The 23,767-nt window shown below is 72.3% G+C and carries 14 protein-coding genes; 10 read left to right on the top strand and 4 right to left on the bottom strand.

What is annotated here, in order from left to right; all coding sequences use genetic code 11:
- Positions 1–59: 59 nt before the first annotated feature.
- The 8 genes from NBM05_RS15450 to NBM05_RS10535 all read left to right on the top strand — a co-directional run bounded on the left by NBM05_RS15450 (position 60) and on the right by NBM05_RS10535 (position 14,829).
- Positions 60–3,899, top strand: coding sequence for a DEAD/DEAH box helicase (locus NBM05_RS15450; protein WP_302183890.1), 3,840 nt, complete (start codon positions 60–62; stop codon positions 3,897–3,899).
- 128 nt (positions 3,900–4,027) lie between these two features.
- Positions 4,028–6,061, top strand: coding sequence for a choline BCCT transporter BetT (gene betT, locus NBM05_RS10565; protein ID WP_254167128.1), 2,034 nt, complete (start codon positions 4,028–4,030; stop codon positions 6,059–6,061).
- 223 nt (positions 6,062–6,284) lie between these two features.
- The gene (locus NBM05_RS10560; RefSeq protein ID WP_254167103.1) at positions 6,285–7,757 is read left to right on the top strand and encodes an aldehyde dehydrogenase family protein; all 1,473 of its coding nucleotides are present in this window, start codon (positions 6,285–6,287) and stop codon (positions 7,755–7,757) included.
- A gap of 22 nt (positions 7,758–7,779) precedes the next feature.
- Positions 7,780–9,372 carry a GMC family oxidoreductase gene (locus NBM05_RS10555; protein ID WP_254167101.1) on the top strand — a complete coding sequence of 531 codons (1,593 nt, stop codon included), beginning with the start codon at positions 7,780–7,782 and terminating at the stop codon, positions 9,370–9,372.
- 185 nt (positions 9,373–9,557) lie between these two features.
- Complete coding sequence (locus NBM05_RS10550) at positions 9,558–10,391, top strand: aldo/keto reductase (protein ID WP_254167100.1); 834 nt, start codon at positions 9,558–9,560, stop codon at positions 10,389–10,391.
- A 292-nt stretch (positions 10,392–10,683) separates the two neighbouring features.
- Positions 10,684–12,102, top strand: a complete 1,419-nt coding sequence (locus NBM05_RS10545) for a TY-Chap domain-containing protein (RefSeq protein WP_254167098.1) — start codon at positions 10,684–10,686, stop codon at positions 12,100–12,102.
- Positions 12,103–12,162: 60 nt separating this feature from the next.
- Positions 12,163–13,389, top strand: a complete 1,227-nt coding sequence (locus tag NBM05_RS10540; RefSeq protein WP_254167096.1) for an MFS transporter — start codon at positions 12,163–12,165, stop codon at positions 13,387–13,389.
- A 288-nt stretch (positions 13,390–13,677) separates the two neighbouring features.
- A complete protein-coding gene (locus tag NBM05_RS10535; RefSeq protein WP_254167094.1) occupies positions 13,678–14,829 on the top strand; it encodes a VIT1/CCC1 transporter family protein in 1,152 nt (383 codons plus the stop codon).
- A gap of 113 nt (positions 14,830–14,942) precedes the next feature.
- Here the strand turns inward: NBM05_RS10535 and sucD are convergent, their stop codons facing one another.
- From sucD to NBM05_RS10520, 3 genes are all read right to left on the bottom strand, one after another.
- On the bottom strand, positions 14,943–15,860 hold the full coding sequence (gene sucD / locus NBM05_RS10530) for a succinate--CoA ligase subunit alpha (RefSeq protein WP_254167092.1): 918 nt from the start codon (positions 15,858–15,860) through the stop codon (positions 14,943–14,945).
- Positions 15,861–15,897: 37 nt separating this feature from the next.
- On the bottom strand, positions 15,898–17,067 hold the full coding sequence (gene sucC, locus NBM05_RS10525; protein WP_254167090.1) for an ADP-forming succinate--CoA ligase subunit beta: 1,170 nt from the start codon (positions 17,065–17,067) through the stop codon (positions 15,898–15,900).
- A 216-nt stretch (positions 17,068–17,283) separates the two neighbouring features.
- Positions 17,284–19,839 (bottom strand): UvrD-helicase domain-containing protein, encoded by a 2,556-nt coding sequence (locus NBM05_RS10520; RefSeq protein WP_254167088.1) that lies wholly within the window; start codon positions 19,837–19,839, stop codon positions 17,284–17,286.
- 355 nt (positions 19,840–20,194) lie between these two features.
- On the opposite strand from NBM05_RS10520, the gene NBM05_RS10515 reads away from it, so the two are divergent.
- Positions 20,195–20,689 carry a hypothetical protein gene (locus tag NBM05_RS10515; protein ID WP_254167086.1) on the top strand — a complete coding sequence of 165 codons (495 nt, stop codon included), beginning with the start codon at positions 20,195–20,197 and terminating at the stop codon, positions 20,687–20,689.
- A gap of 40 nt (positions 20,690–20,729) precedes the next feature.
- Here the strand turns inward: NBM05_RS10515 and NBM05_RS10510 are convergent, their stop codons facing one another.
- The gene (locus tag NBM05_RS10510; protein ID WP_254167126.1) at positions 20,730–22,385 is read right to left on the bottom strand and encodes a DHA2 family efflux MFS transporter permease subunit; all 1,656 of its coding nucleotides are present in this window, start codon (positions 22,383–22,385) and stop codon (positions 20,730–20,732) included.
- A gap of 299 nt (positions 22,386–22,684) precedes the next feature.
- Here NBM05_RS10510 and NBM05_RS10505 point away from each other — a divergent pair, with 299 nt between their 5' ends.
- Positions 22,685–23,680, top strand: a complete 996-nt coding sequence (locus NBM05_RS10505; RefSeq protein ID WP_254167084.1) for an alpha/beta hydrolase family protein — start codon at positions 22,685–22,687, stop codon at positions 23,678–23,680.
- The last annotated feature ends 87 nt before the right edge of the window (positions 23,681–23,767 follow it).

Raw genomic sequence — 23,767 nt, 5'->3', positions numbered from 1 at the left:
AGCACCGGCGCGGCGACGGCGCGCCGTACCGCCTGCCCGGTGGGACTAGATTGGAGGGTATGCCCTATCCCGCTGCACAGATCCCGGTCAGCATCGCGCAGGTCCTCAAGGTCGCAGGACACAACACCTTCGCGCGCGGCGAGCGGTACTACCGCGCCGGCAAGGTGCTCGGGGCGGAGTACGACGAGGAGAACCTCACCCTGTCCGCCAAGGTCGCGGGCAACGCCGTGCGCCCCTACTCGCAGTCGGTGGTCTTCCCGGCGGAGCGCGTGCCGCACTCGGCGCCCTTCCACTCCTTCTGCTCGTGCCCCGTAGGCACCAACTGCAAGCACGTCATGGCCGCGCTCATCGGGTGGTTCCACGAGGGCGGCTGGGGCGAGGGCGGCGAGGACCGGCCCCTCCGCTCGGCCACGCCGAACGGAGGGAACGGCCGTCCGGGCGCCGCGGCGTCGGGCGCCCAGCCCGCACCGGGCCCCGAACAGGACGCCGACGCCGCCCGACGCCGCACCATCGACGAGCTGCGCGAGAGCGTCCCCGGCCTGACCCGGCTCCCCGCCGAGGCCGCCCGGGCCGGGAACACCACCGCGGTCCAGGGCTCGTGGCGCCGCCACCTGGCCCGCGCGCTGCAGTCCCAGACGATGGACTTCCGGACCAGCGCGCAGCAGATCCCCGTGGCCCTGGACCTGCGGATCGAGGTCCCGGCCCGGTACGGGCTGGGGATGGGCTCCCCCGAGACCCCGGCCCCCGCCCGGCTGAGCGCCCGCCCGCTCCTCCTCGGCGCCCGGGGCCGCTGGATCAAGGGCGGCCTGACCTGGGACGCCTTCTCCCGCAGGGCCGGCCGCCGCACGGACCTGCGCCCCGAGCAGGAGGACTGGCTGCGGGAGTTCTACGCCGTGGTCAGCGCGGACCAGAACGCCTACGCCTCGACCCACGACTGGCTGGTCCTCGACTACGTCTCCTCGCCCCTGGTGTGGGACCTCCTCGAGCGCAGCGCCGACGCCGGCGTGACCCTGGTGATCGAGGGCCGCCAGGCCGCCGTCTCGATGGCGCCCGAGGCGAGGCTGGGCCTGCGCCTGACCGACGCCGGGGACGGCGGGCTCACCCTCACCCCGGCCCTGAGCTTCCCCTCCGACGCCGCGGACCGGGGCCACGAGGCCGCGGAGCCGGACGACGTCGCGGGCCGGGATCGCGACACGGACCGGGGCCGCGACGCGGCCGGGCCGGACGGCGTCGGGGGCGGGCCCGGCGGTCTCTGGCTGCCGGCCGACCGCGCTTTCCCGATCGGCAGCGCGCAGCACCCCCAGGCCTACTTCGCCCTGGGCAACGCCCTGCAGCGCGAGTACGAGCAGAAGGCCGAGGCCTCCGGCAACTGGGCCCGGACCCGCCCCTCCCCGCTCCCCGAGCTCAACCGCGACGCCGAGGACGAGCCCTGGCTCGACGACCGCACCGAGCTGCTCTTCGTCCCCCTGCTCGGCCGGGCCTCTCCCCTGGTGCTCTCCCTGATCGGCAGCGGAGCGATGGACGTGCCCGCCGCCGAGGTCCCCGACTTCGCCGAGGGCTTCTACCCCCAGCTGGCCCGCCGCGCCGAGATCGCCGCCGACGACGCCGCGGCCGAGTCCCTGCCCGAGGTCCTGCAGCCCCGCCTGGTCTTCCACGTGAACTTCCGCGAGGGGGACCCGGAGGGCCAAGAGGTCTTCCCGGCCGTCAGCGAGTGGCACTGGGAGTACCCCTCGGCGCCGATCCGCTGGCCCGGCGCCGAGGCGCCCGAGGCCGTGCGCGTCCCGGTGCACGTGGGCCACCCGGACCCGCACCGCGAGCTGCGCGACCCCGAGCACGAGCACGAGGTGCTGCAGACCGTCCGGCAGGCCTTCCCGGACACCTCGCTGGGCCGCCGGCGGGTGAGCGGCTGGGAGACCCGGGACCTCGTGGAGCGGGTCCTGCCCGCGGCCCGGGGGCTGCCGGGGGTCGACGTCGTCGTCGAGGGCGAGGTGCCGCAGTTCCGCTCGCTCGACGAGGCGCCGGAGATCACGGTCTCGGTCGAGTCGACCGGGGACCGGGACTGGTTCGGCCTGGGCGTGACCATCAAGGCCGGCAACTGGTACGTCCCGTTCGCCGACATCTTCCGCGCAGTGGACTCGGGGCAGAAGCACCTGCTGCTCGGCGACGGCAGCTACTTCCGGCTGGACCGGCCCGAGTTCGCGACCCTGCGCGATCTGATCGCCGAGGCGCGGCAGATCTCCGACTCCTCGAAGGAGCTGCGCATCAGCCGCCACCAGGCGGGGCTGTGGGAGGACCTCGAGGAGCTCGCGACCGACGTCGAGACCGCCGGGCGCTGGCAGGAGACCGTGGGCGCCCTGCTCGCGCTCGAGGAGGTGCCGACCCCGCCCCTGCCCCGCAACCTGACCGCCGAGCTGAGGCCCTATCAGCTGGAGGGCTACCGCTGGCTGTCCTTCCTCCTCGACCACGGCCTGGGCGGCATCCTGGCCGACGACATGGGCCTGGGCAAGACGCTGCAGACGATCGCGGTGATGGCGCGCGCCTTCGAGCGGCACGAGGAGGGCGCGGCCGGCGAGGGCGGGACGAGCCCCGCGGCCGGCGAGCGCAGCGGGGCGTCCGAGGGCGGCCCGGACGGGTCCGGGGAGCCCGGGCCCGGCGCGCGGCCCCGCTTCCTCGTCGTCGCGCCGACCTCCGTGGTGCCCAACTGGGCCCGCGAGATCGAGCGGTTCGCCGCCCACCTCTCGGTCGCGGTGCTCGACACCTCGACGGCCAAGTCGGGCCGCAGCGTCGGGGAGCGGATCGAAGGAGCCGACGTCGTCGTGACCTCCTACGCCCTGTTCCGCCTGGACGAGCACGGGTACCGCGAGACGGAGTTCACCGGGCTGATCCTGGACGAGGCGCAGTTCCTCAAGAACCCGCGCACCAAGGCCCACCGGATCGCGCGGGACCTGCGCGCCGGATTCAAGGTCGCCGTGACCGGCACGCCCATGGAGAACGACCTCATGGAGCTGTGGGCGATGTTCTCGATCGTGGCGCCGGGCCTGTTCCCCTCCGCCCGGACGTTCCGGGACGCCTACGCCAAGCCGATCGCCAGCGGGGAGGACCCGAAGGCCCTGCCCCGGCTGCGGCAGCGGATCAAGCCGCTGATGCTGCGCCGGACCAAGGAGCTGGTCGCCGCGGACCTCCCCGAGAAGCAGGAGCACCGGATCGAGCTGGCGCTGACGGACGAGCACCGCCGGATCTACGACACGCGTCTGCAGCGCGAGCGCCAGAAGATCCTCGGGCTGCTGCAGGACATGGACCAGAACCGCTTCACGATCTTCCAGTCGCTGACAATGCTGCGGCGGCTCTCGCTCGCGGCCGGGCTGGTGGACGCGGAGCACGGCCACGTCGCCTCGGCCAAGGTCGAGTACCTGCGCGAGCAGCTGCCCGAGATCATCGCGGACGGCCACCGGGCCCTGATCTTCAGCCAGTTCACGACCTTCCTGCGCCAGATCGGCGACGCGCTCGACGCCGACGGCCTCCCCTACGTCTACCTCGACGGCTCGACTCGGGACCGCGCCAAGGTCCTGCGCGCCTTCGAGGACGGCGAGGCCCCGCTCTTCCTCATCAGCCTCAAGGCCGGCGGCTTCGGGCTGAACCTCACCGCGGCCGACTACTGCTTCCTCATGGACCCCTGGTGGAACCCTGCGGTCGAGGAGCAGGCCGTGGACCGGGCGCACCGGATCGGGCAGCGGCGCAACGTCATGGTCTACCGGCTGGTCTCCGCGGGGACCATCGAGGAGAAGGTCATGGAGCTCAAGGACTCCAAGTCCGCGCTGTTCGACGCCGTGCTCGACGACGGCAGCGTCTTCTCCTCGGGCCTCGCCGCGGAGGACATCCGGGGGCTCCTGGAGGGCTGAGCGACGGCGTCGGAGATCACACGCCTCCCGCCCCGCCGGGCCCCCGGCCCTTTGCTAAGCTCGCTGACGAAAAGATCAGCAGACTGATCCTCAGTTCGCTGACGACCGCGAGACGAGGGGTGCAGGACATGGCGCAATCGACGACCGGCACGGATCGGCATCCGCCCGAGGACCCCGGGCGCTCCCCCGCGACGGACGAGGAGCGGCCTGCGCATCCGGGCTCCCGGCGCATCCGGACCAACTGGACCGTGTTCGGGGGCACCGCGGTGGGCATCCTGGCCATCACCGGGTGGGCGGCCCTCGCGCCGGAGACCGCGCAGGCTGCCCTCGGCGCCGTCGTCTCCTGGGTCGCGGCCAACATGGGCTGGTTCTACATCCTCACGGGGACCGTGGTGATCGTCTTCGTGCTGGTCGTCGCCTTCGGGCGGCAGGGACGGACCCGGCTGGGGCCGGACCACTTCCGCCCGCAGTTCCCGCTCTTCTCGTGGGCCTCGATGCTCTTCGCGGCGGGCATCGGCGTGGACCTGATGTTCTTCTCCGTGCTGGAGCCCGTGACGCAGTACTACGCCCCGCCGCAGGGCGGCGGCGAGTCCGCGGAGGCCGCCCGCCAGGCGGTGGTCTGGACGCTGTTCCACTACGGCCTGACGGGCTGGGCCATGTACGCCCTGATGGGCCTGGCCTTCGGCTACTTCGCCTACCGCTTCAACCTGCCTCTGTCGATCCGCTCGGCCCTCTATCCGATCATCGGCCGGCGCATCAAGGGGCGTACCGGGGACGCCGTGGACATCGCGGCGATGCTGGGCACGATCTTCGGGGTCGCGACGTCGCTGGGGATCGGCGTCGTCATGATCAACTTCGGCCTCGGGTTCCTGTTCGGGCTGCCGCAGGGCCTCGGCGTCCAGGCGGCCCTGATCGGGCTGTCGGTGCTGCTCGCGGTCGTCTCGGCCGTGTCCGGCGTGGACAAGGGGATCCGCCGCCTCTCGGAGCTCAACGTCCTGCTCGCGATCGGGCTCATGCTCTACGTCCTGGTGTTCGGGCGCACCGAGTTCCTGCTCAACGGCATCGTCACCAACCTCGGCGACTACCTGAGCGGCTTCCCCGGCCTGACCATGGACGCCATGGCCTTCGACCACCCGGACCAGTGGATGAGCGACTGGACCCTGTTCTTCTGGGCCTGGTGGGTCGCCTGGTCCCCGTTCGTGGGGCTGTTCCTCGCCCGGATCTCCCGCGGGCGCACCATCCGGCAGTTCGTGCTCGGCGTCCTGACGATCCCCTTCGCCTTCATCCTCCTGTGGATCTCCATCTTCGGGAACTCGGCGCTGGGCATCATCCACGAGCAGGGCGACGACGGCTTCGGGCAGACGGTCATGAACGGCCAGGAGGAGGCCTTCTACACCCTGCTGGCGCAGTACCCCGGAGCGATCGCGGCGGTCGCGATCGCGACCTTCACGGGCTTGCTGTTCTACGTGACCAGCGCCGACTCGGGCGCCCTCGTCATGTCCAACTTCTGCTCGCACCTCGAGGACCCGCAGCAGGACGGTCCCAACTGGATGCGGATCTTCTGGGCGGCCGCGACCGGCGCCCTGACCCTGGCGATGCTCTCGATCGGCGGCGTCGCGACGCTGCAGTCGGCCACCATCATCTTCGGGCTGCCCTTCGCGCTCGTGCTGTACCTGATCATGTTCGGGCTGTGGCGCGCCCTGCGGGTCGAGGGCGCGCAGGCCGATGCGAGCCGGGCCGCCTGGGCCGGGGTCCGCGCCGCCGACCGCGCCGCCGCCATCGAGCCCTCGGCGCGCACCCGCTCCTGGCGGCAGCGGCTCACCCGCACGGTCTCCTACCCCGGGGCGCGGGCGGCGGGCCGGTACGTCGAGTCCGTCGTCGGACCCGCGTTCCGCGAGGTGGCCGAGGAGATGCGCGCGGCGGGGTCGACGCCGCGGCGGAGGACGGCGTCGACCCCGCCACCGGGCTGCCCTACGCCTCCCTGGTGGAGCACATGGAGGGCGAGCAGGACTTCATCTACCAGGTCTATCCGGTGGCCTGCCCCACCCCGCACTACCTGCTGGCCCCGCAGCGGGAGCGGGAGCACTACTACCGGCTCGAGCCCTTCGCCCTCACCGGGTCCCGCGGTTACGACGTCTACGGTTACACCAAGGAGCAGCTGATCCACGACGTGCTCGACAACCACGAGCGGCACCTCGAGTTCATCCGGCTCAGCGGCGGGCGCCCGGAAACCGGCGCCACGGCGGTGATCGGGACCGCGCCGGCGATCACGGACTGGTCCGCGGACTTCGGCGGGGCCGAGGCGGAGGGCCGGCGCGATGAGCCCGAGGGCGCGACGTCGGACGAGCCCAGCCCGACAGCACAGGACACGACGAAAGGAACACCATGAGCGAGACCCTCTTCATCGACGGCAGCTGGGTTCCGGCCCGGCAGGGCGGCACCCGCACGATCCACTGCCCCGCGGACGGCGCCGAGGTGGGCGTGGTGGCCGAGGCGACCGCCGCCGACACCGAGGCCGCCATCGCCGCCGCCCGCCGCGCGTTCGACTCCGGCGCCTGGTCCGCGAGCGCTCCCGAGCGCGGTGACTTCCTGCTCCGCGTGGCCGCCCGGCTCCGCGAGCGGCAGGAGGAGTTCGCCCGCGCCGAGTCGCTGGACACCGGCAAGCGCCTGGTCGAGTCCCGGATCGACATGGACGACATCGCCAGCTGCTTCCAGTACTACGGCAAGATGGCCGGGCAGGACGCGGGGCGCGTCGTCGACGCCGGGGACCCCGCCGTGGTCTCCAAGATCGTCACCGAGCCCGTGGGCGTCTGCGGCATGATCACGCCCTGGAACTACCCCCTGCTCCAGGTGGCCTGGAAGGTCGCCCCCGCGCTGGCCGCGGGGAACACCTTCGTCCTCAAGCCCGCCGAGCTGACCCCGCACACCGCGATCCTGCTCCTGGACGTCCTGGACGAGCTGGGCCTGCCGGCCGGCGTCGCCAACCTGGTCCTGGGTGCCGGCGCCGAGGCCGGCGCGCCGCTGTCCTCCCACCCCGACGTCGACATGGTCTCCTTCACCGGCGGCCTGGTCACCGGCCACAAGATCGCGGCGGCTGCCGCGGCGACCGTCAAGAAGGTCGCGCTGGAGCTGGGCGGCAAGAACCCCAACGTGATCTTCGCCGACGCCGACTTCGACGCCGCCGTGGACAACGCCCTCAACGGCGCCTTCGTCCACTCGGGCCAGGTGTGCTCGGCCGGCGCCCGGATCGTCGTCGAGGAGTCGATCGCCGAGCGCTTCACCGACGAGCTCGTCCGCCGGGCGCGGAACATCCGCCTGGGCGGGCCCTTCGACGAGCGGGCCGAATCGGGTCCGCTGATCTCCGCCGAGCACCGGCAGAAGGTCACCGACTACGTCCGGGCCGGCGTCGCGGAGGGCGCCCGCGTGCGCTGCGGCGGCGAGTGGGGCACCGGCGACCTCGAGCAGGGCCACTACTACCTGCCGACCGTGATCGACCGCGTCGAGCGGGGCATGAGCCTGGTGGTCGACGAGGCGTTCGGCCCCGTCGTCACCGTCGAGACCTTCACCACCGAAGACGAGGCCGTGGCCACCGCCAACGACACCTTCTACGGGTTGGCCGGCGCCGTGTGGACCGGGGACGCGGGGCGCGCCGAGCGCGTGGCCTCGCGCCTGCGCCACGGCACGATCTGGATCAACGACTTCCACCCCTACCTGCCCCAGGCGGAGTGGGGCGGCATGAAGCAGTCGGGCACCGGCCGGGAGCTCGGCCTGGACGGGCTCGCCGAGTACACCGAGACCAAGCACATCTACCACAACACCGCTCCGGCCGTGACCGGCTGGTTCAGCGACGAGCGCTGAGGACCGGGGAAAGGAACGCAGCATGGCAGAGAACCAGGAATTCGACTACATCGTGGTCGGCGGAGGATCCTCCGGGGCGGCCGCGGCGGCCCGGCTCTCGGAGAAGGACCCGGAGGCCCAGGTGGCCCTGGTCGAGGCCGGTCCCGACGACGCCGGCATCGACGAGGTGCTGCAGCTCAACCGCTGGATGGAGCTGCTGGAGTCCGGGTACGACTGGGACTACCAGATCGAGCCCCAGGAGAACGGCAACTCGTTCATGCGCATGGCCCGCGCCAAGGTCATGGGCGGGTGCTCCTCCCACAACTCGTGCATCGCCTTCTGGGCCCCGGCCGAGGACCTGGACGAGTGGGAGTCGGTGCACGGCGCCGCGGGCTGGAACGCCGAGAACGCGTTCCGCCTGTACCGCCAGCTGGAGACCAACGAGGACGCCGGCACCCCCGGGGGCGAGCACCACGGCGACTCCGGCCCGGTGCACCTGATGAACATCCCCCCGAAGGACCCGTGCGGCAATGCCCTGCTCGACGCGTGCGAGCAGGCCGGGATCCCCCGCGCGCGCTTCAACGCCGGGGAGACCGTGACCAACGGGGCGAGCTTCTTCCAGATCAACCGGCAGGCGGACGGGACCCGGGCGTCGTCGTCCGTGTCCTACGTCCACCCGATCAGGGACCGGGAGAACTTCCACCTGATCACCGGGGCCCAGGTCAAGCGGGTCCTGCTGGACGAAGGGCTGCGCGCGACCGGCGTCGAGATCGTGGACAACGCCTTCGGCTCGCCGCGGACGCTGACCGCGCGGCGGGAGATCGTGCTCTCGGCCGGCGCCGTGGACACGCCCAAGCTGCTGATGCTCTCCGGGATCGGCCCGCGGGAGCACCTCGAGGAGGTCGGCGTCGTCACGGCGGTCGACTCCCCCGGCGTCGGCTCCCACCTGCAGGACCACCCCGAGGCCGTGATCCAGTGGGAGGCGAGGAAGCCCATGGTGCAGGACTCGACGCAGTGGTGGGAGATCGGCATCTTCACCAGCGTCGACGCCGGTTTCGACGACGAGCTGCCCGGCCGGCCGAACTTCATGATGCACTACGGCTCGGTCAACTTCGACATGCACACCCTCCGCCGCGGCTTCCCCAGCTCGGAGAACGTCTTCTGCCTGACGCCCAACGTCCCGCACGCCCGTTCCCGCGGGACCGTGCGCCTGCGCTCGCTGGACTTCCGGGACAAGCCCAAGGTGGACCCCCGGTACTTCACCGACGAGGAGGGCTACGACATGAAGGTCATGATCGAGGGCATCCGCACCGCCCGCCGCATCGCGGAGCAGCCCGCCCTGGCCGAGTGGCGCGGCGCCGAGCAGTTCCCCGGCCAGGACCTCCAGAGCGACGAGGAGCTGGCCGACTACGTGCGCGAGACCCACAACACCGTCTACCACCCGGTGGGCACGGTGCGCATGGGCGCGGACGACGACGCCCTCTCCCCCCTCGACTCCCGGCTCCGGGTGAAGGGGGTCACCGGCCTCCGGGTCGCCGATGCCTCCGTGATGCCCGAGATCACCACGGTGAACCCGAACATCACCTGCTTCATGATCGGCGAGCGCGCCGCGGAGCTGATTGCCGAGGACGCCTGAGCCGGGCTCGACCGGCCGGGCCGCGCCCTGTGCCGCGGGCTGAATCCGCCGAGCGCGGAACGCCCGCGGGGCGTGGGGCCTCGACGCGGCCGCCCCGCCGGGGCCGACTCGGAAGGGACGGGGAACCGCGGCCGCGGGCGGCCCGCCGCCCGCCCGCCGATCCCAGCGATTCAGGAAGGATCACGATGACCGCATCACCGATGACCACTCTCAACGACGGCACCGCCATCCCGCAGCTCGGCTACGGGGTGTGGCAGGTGGACGACGACACCGCCGAGGACGTCGTCGGCCAGGCCCTCGAGGCCGGCTACCGGCACGTCGACACCGCCAAGGCGTACGGCAACGAGGACGGCGTCGGCCGCGCGATCAAGAACTCGGCGGTCGACGTCGCGGACGTCTACGTGACGACCAAGCTGTGGAACGAGGACCAGGGCTACGAGTCGGCGATCGAGGCCTTCGACGCCTCGGCCGAGCGGCTGCGCCTGCGCAAGCCGGTGGACCTCTACCTCATCCACTGGGCCCAGCCCTCCCAGGGCACCTACCTCGACTCGTGGAAGGCGCTCGTGGAGCTGCAGCGCCAGGGCAAGGTCGTCTCGATCGGCGTGTCCAACTTCGGCGAGAAGGAGCTGCGCGAGATCGTCGCCGAGACCGGCGTGACCCCCGCGGTCCACCAGATCGAGCTGCACCCGCACTTCAACCAGGAGCACATGCGCGCGGTGAACGAGGAGCTCGGGATCAAGACCGAGGCCTGGTCGCCCCTCGGGCAGGGCGGCAAGGTCCTGCAGGAGCAGATCATCGCCGACATCGCCGAGCGCCACGACGCGACCCCGGGGCAGGTCGTCATCGCCTGGCACCTGGCGCACGGGAACATCGTGATCCCCAAGTCGGTGACCCCGGAGCGCATCGTCGAGAACTACGGCGCCCTGGACGTCGAGCTCACCCCCGACGAGGTCCGCTCCATCGACTCCCTGACCCAGCGGGGCGGACGGATCGGCCCCAACCCGGAGAAGGGCGCCTGACCCGCGTTTCCCCACCGACCGGCCCCGGGAGCCGGCCCGCGAGGCCGGCGCCCGGGGCCGTCGTCGTGCTCCCGCACCCGTCTCCGGGGAGCCGGCGCACACCGCGTTCGCGCTACGGTCGGGTACGGGTGCGCGCTTGCGTTGCATCGAGTAACATCGGGCGAGTCTCTTGGCAGCGCGGTGGAACCGACCTAGTCTCGGACCTATCATCCGGCCCGCCGCGAACGGCTGACGCCGTCGATCGGCCTCGAGTCACCGCAGTCCGCCGACCGACCTGGGGAATGAAGGGTGCATGGACGAGTCATCTTTAGAGGAGTACCGGGAGTTCGTCGCATCCCACGGTCACCTCTTCGACGCGCTGGTCCAGGGTGACTGGACGCGCCGCCAGGCGCGCTTCCGCCTCCGCAGCCTCTACCCGGAGCTGTCCCGGGAGATGATCGAGCGGGCCCTGTTCGACGACCGCTGGGCGTTCGTCAACCACTCGGAGGAGTCCCCGCGGGCCACGATGACCGGCGTCGCCCTGTGGCTCGCCGTCAACGAGCTCTTCGACCTGGGCACCGACCGGATGTACGCCGTGACGCACATGGACCCGATCACCCTGCAGACGGTCAGCGACTTCCTCGACCTGAACGGCGTCAGCCCGGCCGACGCGGCCGAGATCTACGGCCGGATCGGCGCCACCCTGCGCTTCCTGACGCAGTACCCCCACACGAGCCTGACCCGCGCCGAGTACAGCGACTTCCGACTCGAGCCGCCGGAGTCGGTCCGGCGCCTGGGCATCGCCGCGTGGCCCCCGACGGCGCAGAACGTGGCCGCCCTGCTCGGCGATGGCTCGTGGGACCGGGCGCTGCTCGCGGCCGGGCTGCGCCCCCTGAGCCGGGAGATCGAGCCGGCCCGCGAGTTCTCCGAGACCCGCTTCCGCGCCATCATCGCGGACTTCCTCGCCCACTGCGTCCGCACCGACCGCCAGCCGCAGGCGATCTTCTACGGGCGCTGGGCCAGCATGGCCGAGGGCGGCGAGCGCCCCTCCCTCGCCGCGGTCCGGCACCGCTACGGCTCGTGGCTCGGTGCCCTCTCCCGCGGGCGCGAGCTCATCGAGGCGGGCGACGCCGTGCCCGGCGACGCCCGCCGCGACCGCTGGCTCGGGCCCTGGGGCGCGGCCGAGGAGCGCACGGAGGAGGGCGCCTCCGGCTCGTGGTCCCCGCAGCGCTGGACCGACCGCGGCATCGGCGTCGTCGAGCACGTCCGGGAGGAGGCCATCGGCGACGAGTCGGCCTGGGACGACCTGGCCGAGGAGCTCCGCTCCGCCCTGACCTCGCTGCCCTGGAACCACGTCCTCACCGTGGAGTACGAGACGGGCAACACCGGCGGGGACTTCCCGTACGCGCAGGCCCTCACCGGGCCGGGCGGCGTCGGGGTCCTGCTGGTCTCGGAGGACTACCTCCCCGCGATCGCCTGGCCCATCGACGAGGACTACCTGGTCGAGACCGGGTGGGAGCAGCCCACGGAGGAGCAGCCCAACTGGGCCCGGGCGCGGCTGAGCATGGACGAGGCGCTCGAGGCCGTCGTCGGGGGCCTGCGGTACGGCCGCGGCTGCCCCGACCCGTACCGCTTCCGCTGGGGCTCGGGCGTCATCTCGACGGCGCCCCAGGCCGCGCCCTCCCTCCCCGATCCCCCCGCCCGCGGCGCGGGCCGCTCCACGAAGGCGTAGGGTGGTGGGGCGGGCCTGACCGGGCCCGCGGGAACACGGGGCAGAAGGGGCATCGAACGAGTGACGGGGGCTACCGGCGGCGAGCGGTCCGACGACGAGGCGTGGCGGGGCCACCGACGCGGCACCCCGGGATTCACCCGGATGCTCGTCGCGATGTTCTGCGCCGGGGTCGCGACCTTCGCGCAGCTCTACGCGCCCCAGCCGGTCCTCCCCTCGATCTCCGACGCCCTGGGGGTCGACGCCGCCTCGGGTGCGCTCATGGTCTCGGCCGGGACTCTCGGGCTCGCCCTGTTCGCCCTCCCGTGGACCTACGTCGCCGACCGCTGGGGCAAGGTCCCCACCATGATCGCGGCGGTGTGCGCGGCGACCGTGCTCGGGCTGCTCATACCGTGGGTCCCCCAGTACGGCGTGCTCCTGCTGCTGCGCTTCGTCCAGGGCGCCGCGCTGGCCGGGATGGCCGGCGTCGCCGTCGCCTACATCGCCGAGGAGACGCACGCCCTGCACGCGGGGATCGCCACGGGCCTGTACGTCTCGGGCACCACGATCGGCGGCCTGTCCGGGCGGCTGATCGCCGGGCCCCTCGCGCAGGCGAGCGGCGACTGGAGGATCGCGCTGACCGGCGTCTCGGTCGTGGGGGCCGCCGCCGCGGTGGCCTTCGTCGTCCTGGTGCCGCGCGCCCGGCGCTTCACGCCCTCGCCGGCCCGGGGCGCGCTGCGGCAGACCGCGAGCCGCGTCGCGGGGCACCTCCGCAACCCGAGGATGCTCAGCCTCTTCCTGCTCGCCTTCATCCTCATGGGCGCCTTCGTCACGGTCTACAACTACGTCTCCTTCAAGCTGGAGGCGCCCCCGTACCTGCTCTCGCAGGGCGCGATCGCGCTGATCTTCCTCGCTTACCTCTCGGGCACCTTCACCTCGACCGCCGCGGGGCGGCTCGTCGCCCGGTGGGGGCAGCTGCGGGTCACGGTGCTCGGGATCCTCGTGATGCTGCTGGGCCTCGGGCTGACCGTGCTGGACCCCTTCGGGTGGGTCCTGACCGGGATCGTCCTGCTCACCATGGGCTTCTTCGCCGCCCACTCGGTGGCCTCGGGGTGGACCGGCCAGCTGGCCGGCGCCGCCCGGGCGCAGGGCACCGCCCTGTACAACGTGTTCTACTACCTGGGCTCGGCGCTGATCGGGTGGCGGGGGGGGCTTCTTCTACGAGGCCGGCGGGTGGCCGCTGACCGGGGCCTTCTGCGGGGCGCTCGTGGTGGTCGGCAGCGCGGTCGCCCTTCCGCTGCTGCGGCGTGACCGTGGCGAACGCCACGCCTGAGGCTGGCGATCCGGCGTCGCCCCCGGGTAGAATCGGTGGCGACGAAGGGGAGTAGTTCCCACGCGAGGGCCTCAGTGCCCTCCCAGGCGGTGCGTCGACATGCTGGACTCGAGTCCCGGCGCCCCACCCGGCACGCTCACGCGGCCGGGCGAACGAGACCTTCGGCCCGATGACCGATCACGGGTGCACCGCACCCGCCGACAGGGCCGAAGTCTCGCGACCGCCTCCGTCGGATCCGCGCGGTCCGGCCCGGAAGCGAGACCGACATGGACCGAACCCCGAGCGCGCCCCCGCCCCGCCCCACCACGGCGCAGATCCGCGCCCTGGACCCCAGCCGATCCCAGATCCGCCGCTGGCGCGGCTACCTCGCCGACGAGATCGCCGAGGCCGAGCTGTACCGGGAGCTCTCCGAGCGCTCCACCGGCCGCGAGTCGGAGATCCTGCGGGAGATGGCCGAGGCCGAGGGCCGCCACCGCGCGCACTGGCAGAAGATGCTGGGGGCGCACGCCGAGCCGAGCCCCCGCCCCTCCCCCACCTCGGTGCTGCTGCGCTTCATGGCGCGGCACTTCGGCACCGTCTTCGTCCTCGCCCTGGCGCAGCGGGCCGAGGGGCGCTCCCCCTACGCCGAGGACCCGGACGCCACGGACGCCATGGCCGCCGACGAGGCCGTGCACGAGGAGATCGTGCGGGCGCTGGCCACCAACGGGCGGGAGAAGCTGTCCGGCAACTTCCGCGCCGCGGTGTTCGGCGCCAACGACGGGCTGGTCTCCAACGTCGCGCTGATCATGGGCATCGGCGCCTCGGGCGCGTCCGCGCAGATGGTGCTGCTCAGCGGCATCGCGGGCCTGCTGGCGGGCGCCCTCAGCATGGGCGCGGGCGAGTTCGTCTCCGTCCGCTCGCAGCGGGAGCTGCTGGACGCCTCCCGCCCGACGCAGGTCACGCTCTCGGTGGCCCCGGACCTCGACATCGACGCCAACGAGCTCGAGCTGCTCTACCGCGCCCGGGGCATGGACGAGGACGCGGCGAAGCACCGCGCCCAGGAGCGCTTCGGGTACTTCGAGTGCGACTGCGACCCCTCGCGCTCCCACCGGGACGAGCCGGAGGACGACGCCGCGGAGGAGGGCGCGGAGAACGTCGCGCTGGGCACCGACCTGGGCGCCGCGGCGTCGAGCTTCTGCTTCTTCGCCTCCGGGGCCATCATCCCGATTCTGCCCTACATGCTCGGGATCACCGAGTGGGTGGCCATGGTGATCTCGCTGGTCCTGGTGGGGATCGCGCTGCTCGGCACGGGCGCCGTCGTGGGTCTGCTCTCGGGGGCGTCCCCGCTCCGGCGCGGGTTCCGGCAGCTGCTCATCGGCTACGGGGCCGCGGGGGCCACCTACCTGCTGGGCCTCCTCTTCGGGGTCGCGACCGCCTGACGCCGCCGGGCCCCGGGCACGCAGAAGGGCCCGTCCGTCACCCCGAGGGGTGCGGGCGGGCCCTTCACGCGGGCACGGTCCCCGCCGTCGCGCGGACGGCGGGAACGCGCGGCCTACTTGGCGGCGAAGATCTCGCGCATCAGCTGGGCCGACTCCGAGGGAGTCTTGCCCACCTTGACGCCGGCGGCCTCGAGGGCCTCCTTCTTCGCCTCGGCGGTCCCGGAGGAGCCGGAGACGATGGCGCCGGCGTGGCCCATGGTCTTGCCCTCGGGAGCGGTGAAGCCGGCCACGTAGCCCACGACGGGCTTGGTGACGTTGGCCTTGATGAACTCCGCGGCGCGCTCCTCGGCGTCGCCGCCGATCTCGCCGATCATCACGATGGCCTCGGTCTCGGGGTCCGCCTCGAACGCCTCGAGGGCGTCGATGTGGGTGGTCCCGATGACCGGGTCGCCGCCGATGCCGATGGCGGTGGAGAACCCGATGTCGCGCAGCTCGAACATCATCTGGTAGGTCAGGGTGCCGGACTTGGAGACCAGCCCGATCTTGCCCTTGCCGGTGATGTTGGCGGGCGTGATGCCCACCAGCGACTCGCCGGGGGTGATGATGCCCGGGCAGTTCGGCCCGATGATGCGGGTGGTGGGCTTGCCGTCGGCGCCGACCTTGGACTTCGCGTGCGCCCAGAACTCGGCCGAGTCCTGGACCGGGATGCCCTCGGTGATGACGACGACGAGCGGGACCTCGGCGTCGATGGCCTCGATCACGGCGGCCTTGGTGAAGGCCGGCGGGACGAAGACGATCGAGACGTCGGCGCCGGTCTCGCGGACCGCCTCCTCGACGGTGCCGAAGACGGGCAGCTCGACGTCGGAGCCGTCCTGGCGCTGGTGGGACACGGTGGTCCCGGCCTTGCGGGCGTTCACGCCGCCCAGGACCTGGGTGCCCGCGGCCAGCATGCGCGCCGTGTGCTTGGTGCCCTCGCCGCCGGTGATGCCCTGAACGATGACCTTGGAGTCCTTGTTCAAAAAGATCGACATGTTTTCCTCTGAATCTCTTCTTCTCTTAGGGCGGCGCTCAGGCGGCCTGGTGGGCCAGCTCGGCGGCCTTGTCGGCGCCGGTGTCCATGGTCTCGGCCTGGGTGACCAGCGGGTGGTTGGCCTCCTGCAGGATGCGGCGGCCCTCCTCCACGTTGTTGCCGTCCAGGCGGACGACCAGCGGCTTGGTGGCGTGGTCGCCGAGGATCTCGAGGGCCTTGACGATGCCGTTGGCCACGGCGTCGCACGCGGTGATGCCGCCGAAGACGTTGACGAACACGGACTTGACCTGCTCGTCGCCCAGAATGACGTCGAGGCCGTTGGCCATCACCTCGGCCGAGGCGCCGCCGCCGATGTCGAGGAAGTTGGCGGGCTTCACGTCGCCGTGCTTCTCGCCGGCGTACGCGACGACGTCGAGGGTCGACATGACCAGGCCGGCGCCGTTGCCGATGATCCCGACCTCGCCGTCGAGCTTGACGTAGTTGAGGTCGTTCTCCTTGGCCTTGGCCTCGAGGGGGTCGGTCGCGGCCTTGTCCTCGAGCGCGGCGTGGTCCTCGTGGCGGAACTCGGCGTTCTCGTCCAGGGAGACCTTGCCGTCGAGGGCGAGGATCTGGCCGTCGCCGGTCTTAACGAGCGGGTTGACCTCCACCAGGGTGGCGTCCTCCTTCTCGTAGACCTCGCCCAGCTTCACGAGGGTGTCGGCCACGGCCTGGCGCAGGTTCTCGGGGAACCCGGCGGCCTCGACGATCTCGGCGGCCTTCTCGGCGGTCAGACCCGCGGCGGGGTCGACCTCGATGCGGGCGAGCGCCTCCGGGCGCTCCTCGGCCAGCTGCTCGATCTCCATGCCGCCCTCGACGGAGCACATGGCGAGGTAGGAGCGGTTGGCGCGGTCCAGCAGGAGCGAGAAGTAGTACTCCTCGGCGATGTCCGCGCCCTGGGCGATCATGACGCGGTGGACGGTGTGGCCCTTGATGTCCATCCCGAGGATCTGGGACGCGTATTCGTAGGCCTCGTCCGCGGTCTTCGCGACCTTGACGCCGCCGGCCTTGCCGCGACCGCCCACCTTGACCTGGGCCTTGACGACGGTGACCCCGCCGATCTTCTCAGCGGCGGCCTTGGCCTCTTCGGGAGTTTCGGCAACGATCCCCTGAAGTACGGGAACCCCGTGCTTCTCGAAGAGATCGCGCGCCTGGTATTCAAACAGGTCCACGTGTGAGTGTCCTTCTTCGTCGAAGTCGTGCCGGGTGGACCTGCCAGTCCGCCCGGCCTGATGATGCGGAGGGCGCCGGGCCCGAGGACTCGCTGCGGAGCGCTCGAGCCGCGCTCTCCCCGCCCCCGACCATATCCCAAAAGGTCATTCGGTCCCTAACTTCGGGCCGATTCTGTGGGATTTGCGACACGCGCCGCCCGGGCGACGTCGTCCGCCCTATCCCTCGACCTTGGTGACCGGCGCGTAGCGCAGAAGCAGCCGCTTCTCCTCGTTGCCCTCGAAGCGCACCTTCGCCACGGTCTTGTCCCCGCCGCCCTCCAGCGCGATGACCCGGCCGCGGCCGAAGGTCCGGTGCTGGACCTCGTCCCCCACGGCCAGCGAGGGGATCTCCTTGTTCTGCTGGACCCGCGAGGCCGAGGCCCGGCCGCCGAGGCCGGAGGAGGCCGGCACGTCGCCGCCGTAGCCGGCGTCGTGGCTCGCGGCCGCGGGGCGCCGGGACGCCCCGGTCCCCCGCCCGCCCCAGGACGAGGACTCGCTCCATGAACCCGCGCCGCCGCGCCGGGCGCCGGAGCCGCTCCCGCCGAAGCCGCCGGAGCCGTACACCGCCGAGCCGAAGCCGCCGCGCGAGGTCGAGCCCAGGCGCTTCCAGTCGATCAGGTGCTCGGGGATCTCCTCCAGGAACGGCGAGGGCGGGTTGAACTGCCCCTGCCCCCACATCGAGCGCGACTCCGCCCGGGTGAGGTAGAGCCGCTTCATCGCGCGCGTCAGGCCCACGTAGGCCAGGCGCCGCTCCTCGCTCATCTCCGACTCGTCGGCGAGCGCGCGCTGGTGCGGGAACAGCCCGTGCTCCATGCCCGTCAGGAAGACCACGGGGAACTCCAGGCCCTTGGCGGTGTGCAGGGTCATGAGGGTGACGACGCCCTGCTCGCGCGCCTCGGCCACCTCGCGGGCGACCTGCTCGGCGGACGGGCCGCCCTCCTCCCCGGCCTTGGGGCGGTTGGGGATCTGGTCGGCGTCGGCGACCAGGGCCACGTGCTCCAGGAACTCGCCGAGGCCGGCCTCGGGGTGGTCCCGCTCGAACTCGCGCACGACGGCGACCAGCTCGTTGAGGTTCTCGACCCGCGACTCGTCCTGCGGGTCCTCGGAGAGCCGCAGCGCTTCGAGGTAGCCGGTCTGCTCGAGCACGGCCTCGAGGCTCGTGGCCGCGGTCTCGGTCGCGGCGAGCTGGGTCAGGTCGTCCATCAGGGTCACGAAGGCGGCGATCTTCTTGGCGCCCGCGTTGGCGAGCCCGGGCGCCTCCTCGGCCCGGCGCGCGGCGGCCATGAAGGAGGTCCGGTCCCGCTGGGCGAGGTTGGCCACCGCGCCCTCGGAGCGCGCCCCGATCCCCCGCTTGGGCTCGTTGAGGATCCGGCGGACGTTGATGTCGTCGTCGGGGTTCAGCAGCGCGCGCAGGTAGGACAGCGCGTCCTTGATCTCCTTGCGCTCGTAGAACCGCGTGCCGCCGACCACCCGGTAGGGCAGGCCCACCCGCATCAGGATCTCCTCGACCGAGCGGGACTGGGCGTTGGTGCGGTAGAAGATCGCGACGTCGCCCGGGGCGATCCCCTCCTCGTCCCGGAGGCGGTCGATCTCCTCGGCGATGTAGCGCGCCTCGGCGTGCTCGTTCTCCGCGACGTAGCCGGTGATCAGCGCGCCATCGCCCGACGCCGTCCAGAGCTTCTTCTCCCGCCGCTGCGGGTTGCGCTCGATCACGGCGTTGGCGGCGGTCAGGATGTTCTGGGTCGAGCGGTAGTTCTGCTCCAGGAGGATGGTGCGGGCGCTCGGGTAGTCGCGCTCGAAGTCGGTGATGTTGCGGATGTCGGCGCCGCGGAAGGCGTAGATCGACTGGTCGGAGTCGCCGACGACGGTGAGCTCGGCCGGCTCGGCGCCGGCCGGGTAGGGGCTGTCCGCGCCGCCGGGGGCCGCGGCGTCGTGACCCGTCAGCTCGCGGACCAGGGCGTACTGGGCGTGGTTGGTGTCCTGGTACTCGTCCACCATGATGTGCCGGTAGCGGCGGCGGTAGTACTCGGCGACCTGGGGGAACGCGCGGAGCATGAAGACGGTCTGGGAGATGAGGTCGTCGAAGTCCAGGGCGTTGGCGGCGCGCAGGCGGCGGGCGTACTCGCTGTAGACCCGGGCGACGCTGTGCTCCCACGGGTCGGTGGCGGAGGCGGTGCCCGCGTTCTCCTCGGCGTCGATCAGCTCGTTCTTCAGCGTCGAGATGCGGTTCTGCAGGGCCTTGGGCGCGAAGCGCTTGGGGTCGAGCTCGAGCTCCTTGGAGATGAGCGTGATGAGGCGCAGCGAGTCCGCGGAGTCGTAGATCGAGAAGGTGGACTTCAGGCCGATGGTGGTGGCCTCGCGGCGCAGCACGCGCACGCAGAAGCTGTGGAACGTGGAGATGGACATCCGCTCGGCCCGGGGACCGACCAGCTCGGTCACGCGCTCGCGCATCTCCGCGGCGGCCTTGTTGGTGAAGGTGATCGCGAGGATCTCGCCCTGGTGCGCCCGGCCGGTGGCCAGCAGGTAGGCGATGCGGTGGGTCAGCACCCTCGTCTTGCCCGAGCCCGCGCCGGCCACGATGAGCAGCGGCGAGCCGCTGTGGGTCACGGCCGCCGCCTGGTTATCGTTGAGGCCCTCGACCAGGCTCGCCGGGTCGCGGGGCTGCTCGGCGGCGCCCGGCGCGCGGGGGTCGTCGTGGGGAGTGAAGAACGAAGAGTCACGCAGAAAATCCATACCGCCCACCAGTCTAGGCGAACACTCCTTCGATGCGCCCGGGAGTTCTCCGGCGGCCATAATGGGGAGCATGGGTATGTCCAAGGGCCAGATCAGACGCAAGCACGGTGCGAGCGGAGCCTCCGCGCCGGCCGACCCCCGGGCGGCGGACGGCGGACACGCGTCTGCCGGCGGACGCGGGACCGCGGGCGGGACCGGGGCCGCGGGCGGCAGCGGCCGCGCGGCGAGCGCCGGACGAGGCCGGAGCCCCGCCGGCGCGGAGGGAGGCACCGGCCGGGGCCCTGCGCCCGCCCGCGGGGGGAACGACGCCGGCGCCCCGCCCCGGCGCTCCTCCGCCGGACTCTTCACCGGCGTCGTGGTGACCGTGGGGGTGCTGATGCTCCTGTACGTCCTCGCCTGGACGCTCCCCCAGCTCGGCGCCGCGGCGGGCACCGTGATCCCGGAGCTGCGCCCCCTCGGGTTCGGGCGGGAGGAGATCGCCGCGGCCGCGGCGGCCCTCGGCGACGCCGGGCTCGAGCAGTACCGCTACGTGCACCGCTCCTCGGGCCTGTTCGCCCCCGTGCTCGTCGCGCTGGGCTGGCTGGGGATGGTCACGCTGGCCTACCCCCGCGGGGCACGCCGGTGGGCGATGCGGGCCGTGCCGGTCCTCTTCGCCGTGGTCTGGGTGCTCGGCAACCGCACCGTCGACGCCGCCCTGGCGGATCCCGAGGGCGGCCCGGTCGCGCTGGCCTCGGCGCTGGTGATCGCCCGCTGGGCCCTCCTGGTGCTGCTCGCGGCACAGGCCGTGTACCTGCTGGTGCGGCTGGTGCGCGGCAAGATCGACGCCTTCGCCCGCGGCGAGCTCGTCTGACCCGACGGGCGCGAGCGCGCCTCAGGCCTCCGGCGCCGCATCAGGCCTCCGGCGCCGGCTCGGTCCCCGTCCGGCGGTGGCGCCCGGTCCCGGCCGCCGCGCCGCGCCGCGGCCCGGACCACTGAGCCCTGACCGCCCGGCTCCGGACCGCTCCGCATGGGTCCGCTCGGCCTCGACCGCTCCGGGCCCGCTCCGTCCGGCGCCCGCCGGCGCGCGCCCGCAGCCTCGGCTCCCTCCGTCCCGGGCCCTGCGCCTCGGCCGGGTCGCCCTCGGCGGCCCCGCCCGGGGCCGCTCCTCCGGCCTGTGCGCGCCGGCTCCGCTTGAAGCACAGCGCCAGCAGCGCCGCGGCGAGCCCGGCCGCGGCGGGCAGCAGGATCGCCTGGCCCATCGCGGTGCTGAAGCCCTCCTGCAGGGCCTCCGGCAGCTGCGCGCCGCCGGTCATCTCTCCCACCGGCGCCGCCCCGCCCATGCCGGGCAGCTGCGCGGCCAGGCGGTTCTCCATGAGCATCGCGATCAGGGCGGAGCCGAAGACCGCCCCGATCTGCCGCGTGGTGTTGTAGACCCCCGCGCCGGCTCCGGCGCGCGCCGGGTCGAGGTGGCGCGTCGTCGTGACCGAGATCGGCGCCCACATGCACGCGCCGCCCACGCCCATCACGAACGAGGGGATCAGGATGAGCCCGATCGGCGTCTCGGGGCGCAGCAGCAGGAAGTACCCCACGAGGCCGAGCGAGTTCAGCGTCGTGCCGAGCACCGCGACCCACGGCGCGTTCACCGCGGTGAGCCGCTTCCCGACGAACGGCGCCAGCACGCCCGAGACCACGGCCATGGGCGCGAGCATCAGCGCGGCCTGGGTGGGGCTGAGCCCCCGGACCAGCTGCAGGTAGATCATGAACGGCAGCGCGAAGGAGGTGACCATGAGCCCGACCATGCTGATCGCCGCGTTGCCCAGCGAGAAGTTCCGGTCCGAGAACAGGCCGAGCGGGATGAGCGGCTCGCTCGGCGTCAGGCGCTGCCACACCACGAACGCGATCATGAGCACGACGCCGGCCACGATGATCTGCACGACCGTCACCGGCCCCCAGATCGCCCCCCACGCGTGCCCGTGCCCCTCCTGGATGCCGAAGATGATCCCGAACATCCCGAGCGCGCTGAGCAGCACGCTGACGACGTCGATCCGGTGCGCGTGCCGCGACAGGGCCGGCACCTTCTGCCACGCCCGCACGAAGGCGAACACGCCCACCGGGATGTTGACGAAGAAGATCCACTCCCACCCGAGGTTGTCCACCAGCAGGCCGCCGGCGATGGGCCCCACCAGCGTCGCGACGCCGGCCACCGCGCCCCACACGCCCATGGCGGGACCGCGCCGGTCCGGCGGGAACAGGCGGGTGATCACGGCCATGGTCTGCGGCGTCATGACGGCGGCCCCGAGGCCCTGCAGGATGCGCGCAATGATGAGCACCTCGATGCTGGGCGCGAACCCGCACCACAGCGACGCCAGCGTGAAGACCGTCAGCCCCAGCAGGTAGAGGTTGCGGGGACCGAAGCGGTCCCCGAGCCGGCCGGTGATGAGCAGCGGGACGGCGTAGGCCAGCAGGTAGGCGCTGGTCACCCACACCACCTGGTTGATGTCCGCCCCGAAGCTGCGCATGATGGCGGGCATCGCCGTCGAGACGATGGTGGTGTCGACCAGGATCATGAAGAACCCGATCACGATGGCCCAGAGGGCGCCCCAGGCCGCACGGTCCGAGACGTCCTCGCCCCGCCGGTCGGACCGGGGCTCCTCGACCGGCCGGGCGCCGCCGCGCCGCTCTCCCCGGGGCTGCTTCGATGTGCTCACGTCACGACTTCTTTCACTCATTGAATAGCGCCACAATACGTCTAATCGCGGGTCGGGTGGTGACGCCCTTCGCGAAACCGCGGACTCGACAGTAGTCACATGTCTCGACGAATGGTCAACACAGCCCCGGCACAGGCCCGTGCAGTAACCTTTAACCCATGTCTTCCCGCCGGGACCCCAGCGCCCCTCCGCCACCCCGGACAGGCGTTCACAGTCTCGTCTGGGCGATCGGGGCTTTCGGCCTGCTCATCGTGCTGGCCCTCGTGCCGTCGCTGGTCGGGGACGCCCGGTTCGAGGTCGAGGACGCCGCACACCAGGAGGATCAGATGCTGCAGGGAATGCCCGCCGGCGAGGACTACCCGGACTGCTCGGAATACGGCCTGGCGGAGGACGACCCCCGCTCCGAGCCGAAGCCCCTCTACGTCAGCGCCCCCTCGGGATCCCCGCACGCCCCGACCGTGGACGGCGTCAACCTGGACCAGCACTTCAGCTCCGGCGGCATGAGCGGCCGGTACCACGTCTTCGCCCGCGACATCGACTACAGCAAGCCGGTGGGCCTGGTGGTGCGCCTGCACGGCGACGGCGCCGAGGAGTACGCGAAGCCCTGGGGGATGCTCAACTGCATGGCCCAGGTCGCCGCCTCCTACAACGCGATCCTGGTGGTCCCGCTGACGCCGGACCCCGCCAAGGACCTCACCTGGTGGAAGGAGATGGACGAGAACCAGCCCTGGCTCATGGACCTCGTCCAGCGGCAGCTGCCCGGGACCTATCCGATCGACCCGAGCCGCGTGTGGTGGATGGGGTACTCCGGCGGGGCGGAGATGCTGAGCTACGGCGTCGTGCCCGACCACCTCGACGCCGTGACGGGCGGGGCGATCATGGTCGGCGGCGGCGGCGCCCCCCGGTACGCCTCGGTCAAGCCCTCCGCCGAGCAGGCGCAGGACACCCGCCTGTACTGGCTGGTGGGCGCCCAGGACGACGGCACCGACCCGCGTGAGCCCTTCGACGCCCGCACCGCCGCGGTCGAGGGGAGCGCCTGGTACGAGCGGGTCGGCTTCGCCGGGGTGCGCCTGAACATCCTGAACGGGCGGGACCATCTGAACGTCCCGCAGGTCAGTCTCCTGGACCAGATCCTCTCCGCGCACGCGCGCTGATTTATTCCCCCTCTGGACCGGTCCAATTTGTGGGGCGGGCCGCTTTCTCCCCCGGAATGACGGGCTTCACAGCGGTTTCAAAAAATA

The sequence above is a fragment of the Rothia santali genome (assembly GCF_024199905.1).
Classification (GTDB): domain Bacteria; phylum Actinomycetota; class Actinomycetes; order Actinomycetales; family Micrococcaceae; genus Rothia; species Rothia santali.
Note: the sequence above shows the minus strand (reverse complement) of the source record. Positions and strands in the feature narration are given on the sequence as shown.

Coding starts and splice junctions, on each gene's coding strand:
- NBM05_RS10505 (WP_254167084.1), top strand. CDS start 22,685: ATGTCTTCCCGCCGGGACCCCAGCGCCCCTCCGCCACCCCGGACAGGC.
- sucD (WP_254167092.1), bottom strand. CDS start 15,860: ATGTCGATCTTTTTGAACAAGGACTCCAAGGTCATCGTTCAGGGCATC.
- NBM05_RS10535 (WP_254167094.1), top strand. CDS start 13,678: ATGGACCGAACCCCGAGCGCGCCCCCGCCCCGCCCCACCACGGCGCAG.
- NBM05_RS10520 (WP_254167088.1), bottom strand. CDS start 19,839: ATGGATTTTCTGCGTGACTCTTCGTTCTTCACTCCCCACGACGACCCC.
- NBM05_RS10550 (WP_254167100.1), top strand. CDS start 9,558: ATGACCGCATCACCGATGACCACTCTCAACGACGGCACCGCCATCCCG.
- NBM05_RS10510 (WP_254167126.1), bottom strand. CDS start 22,385: ATGATCCTGGTCGACACCACCATCGTCTCGACGGCGATGCCCGCCATC.
- NBM05_RS10545 (WP_254167098.1), top strand. CDS start 10,684: ATGGACGAGTCATCTTTAGAGGAGTACCGGGAGTTCGTCGCATCCCAC.
- NBM05_RS10560 (WP_254167103.1), top strand. CDS start 6,285: ATGAGCGAGACCCTCTTCATCGACGGCAGCTGGGTTCCGGCCCGGCAG.
- NBM05_RS15450 (WP_302183890.1), top strand. CDS start 60: ATGCCCTATCCCGCTGCACAGATCCCGGTCAGCATCGCGCAGGTCCTC.
- betT (WP_254167128.1), top strand. CDS start 4,028: ATGGCGCAATCGACGACCGGCACGGATCGGCATCCGCCCGAGGACCCC.
- NBM05_RS10555 (WP_254167101.1), top strand. CDS start 7,780: ATGGCAGAGAACCAGGAATTCGACTACATCGTGGTCGGCGGAGGATCC.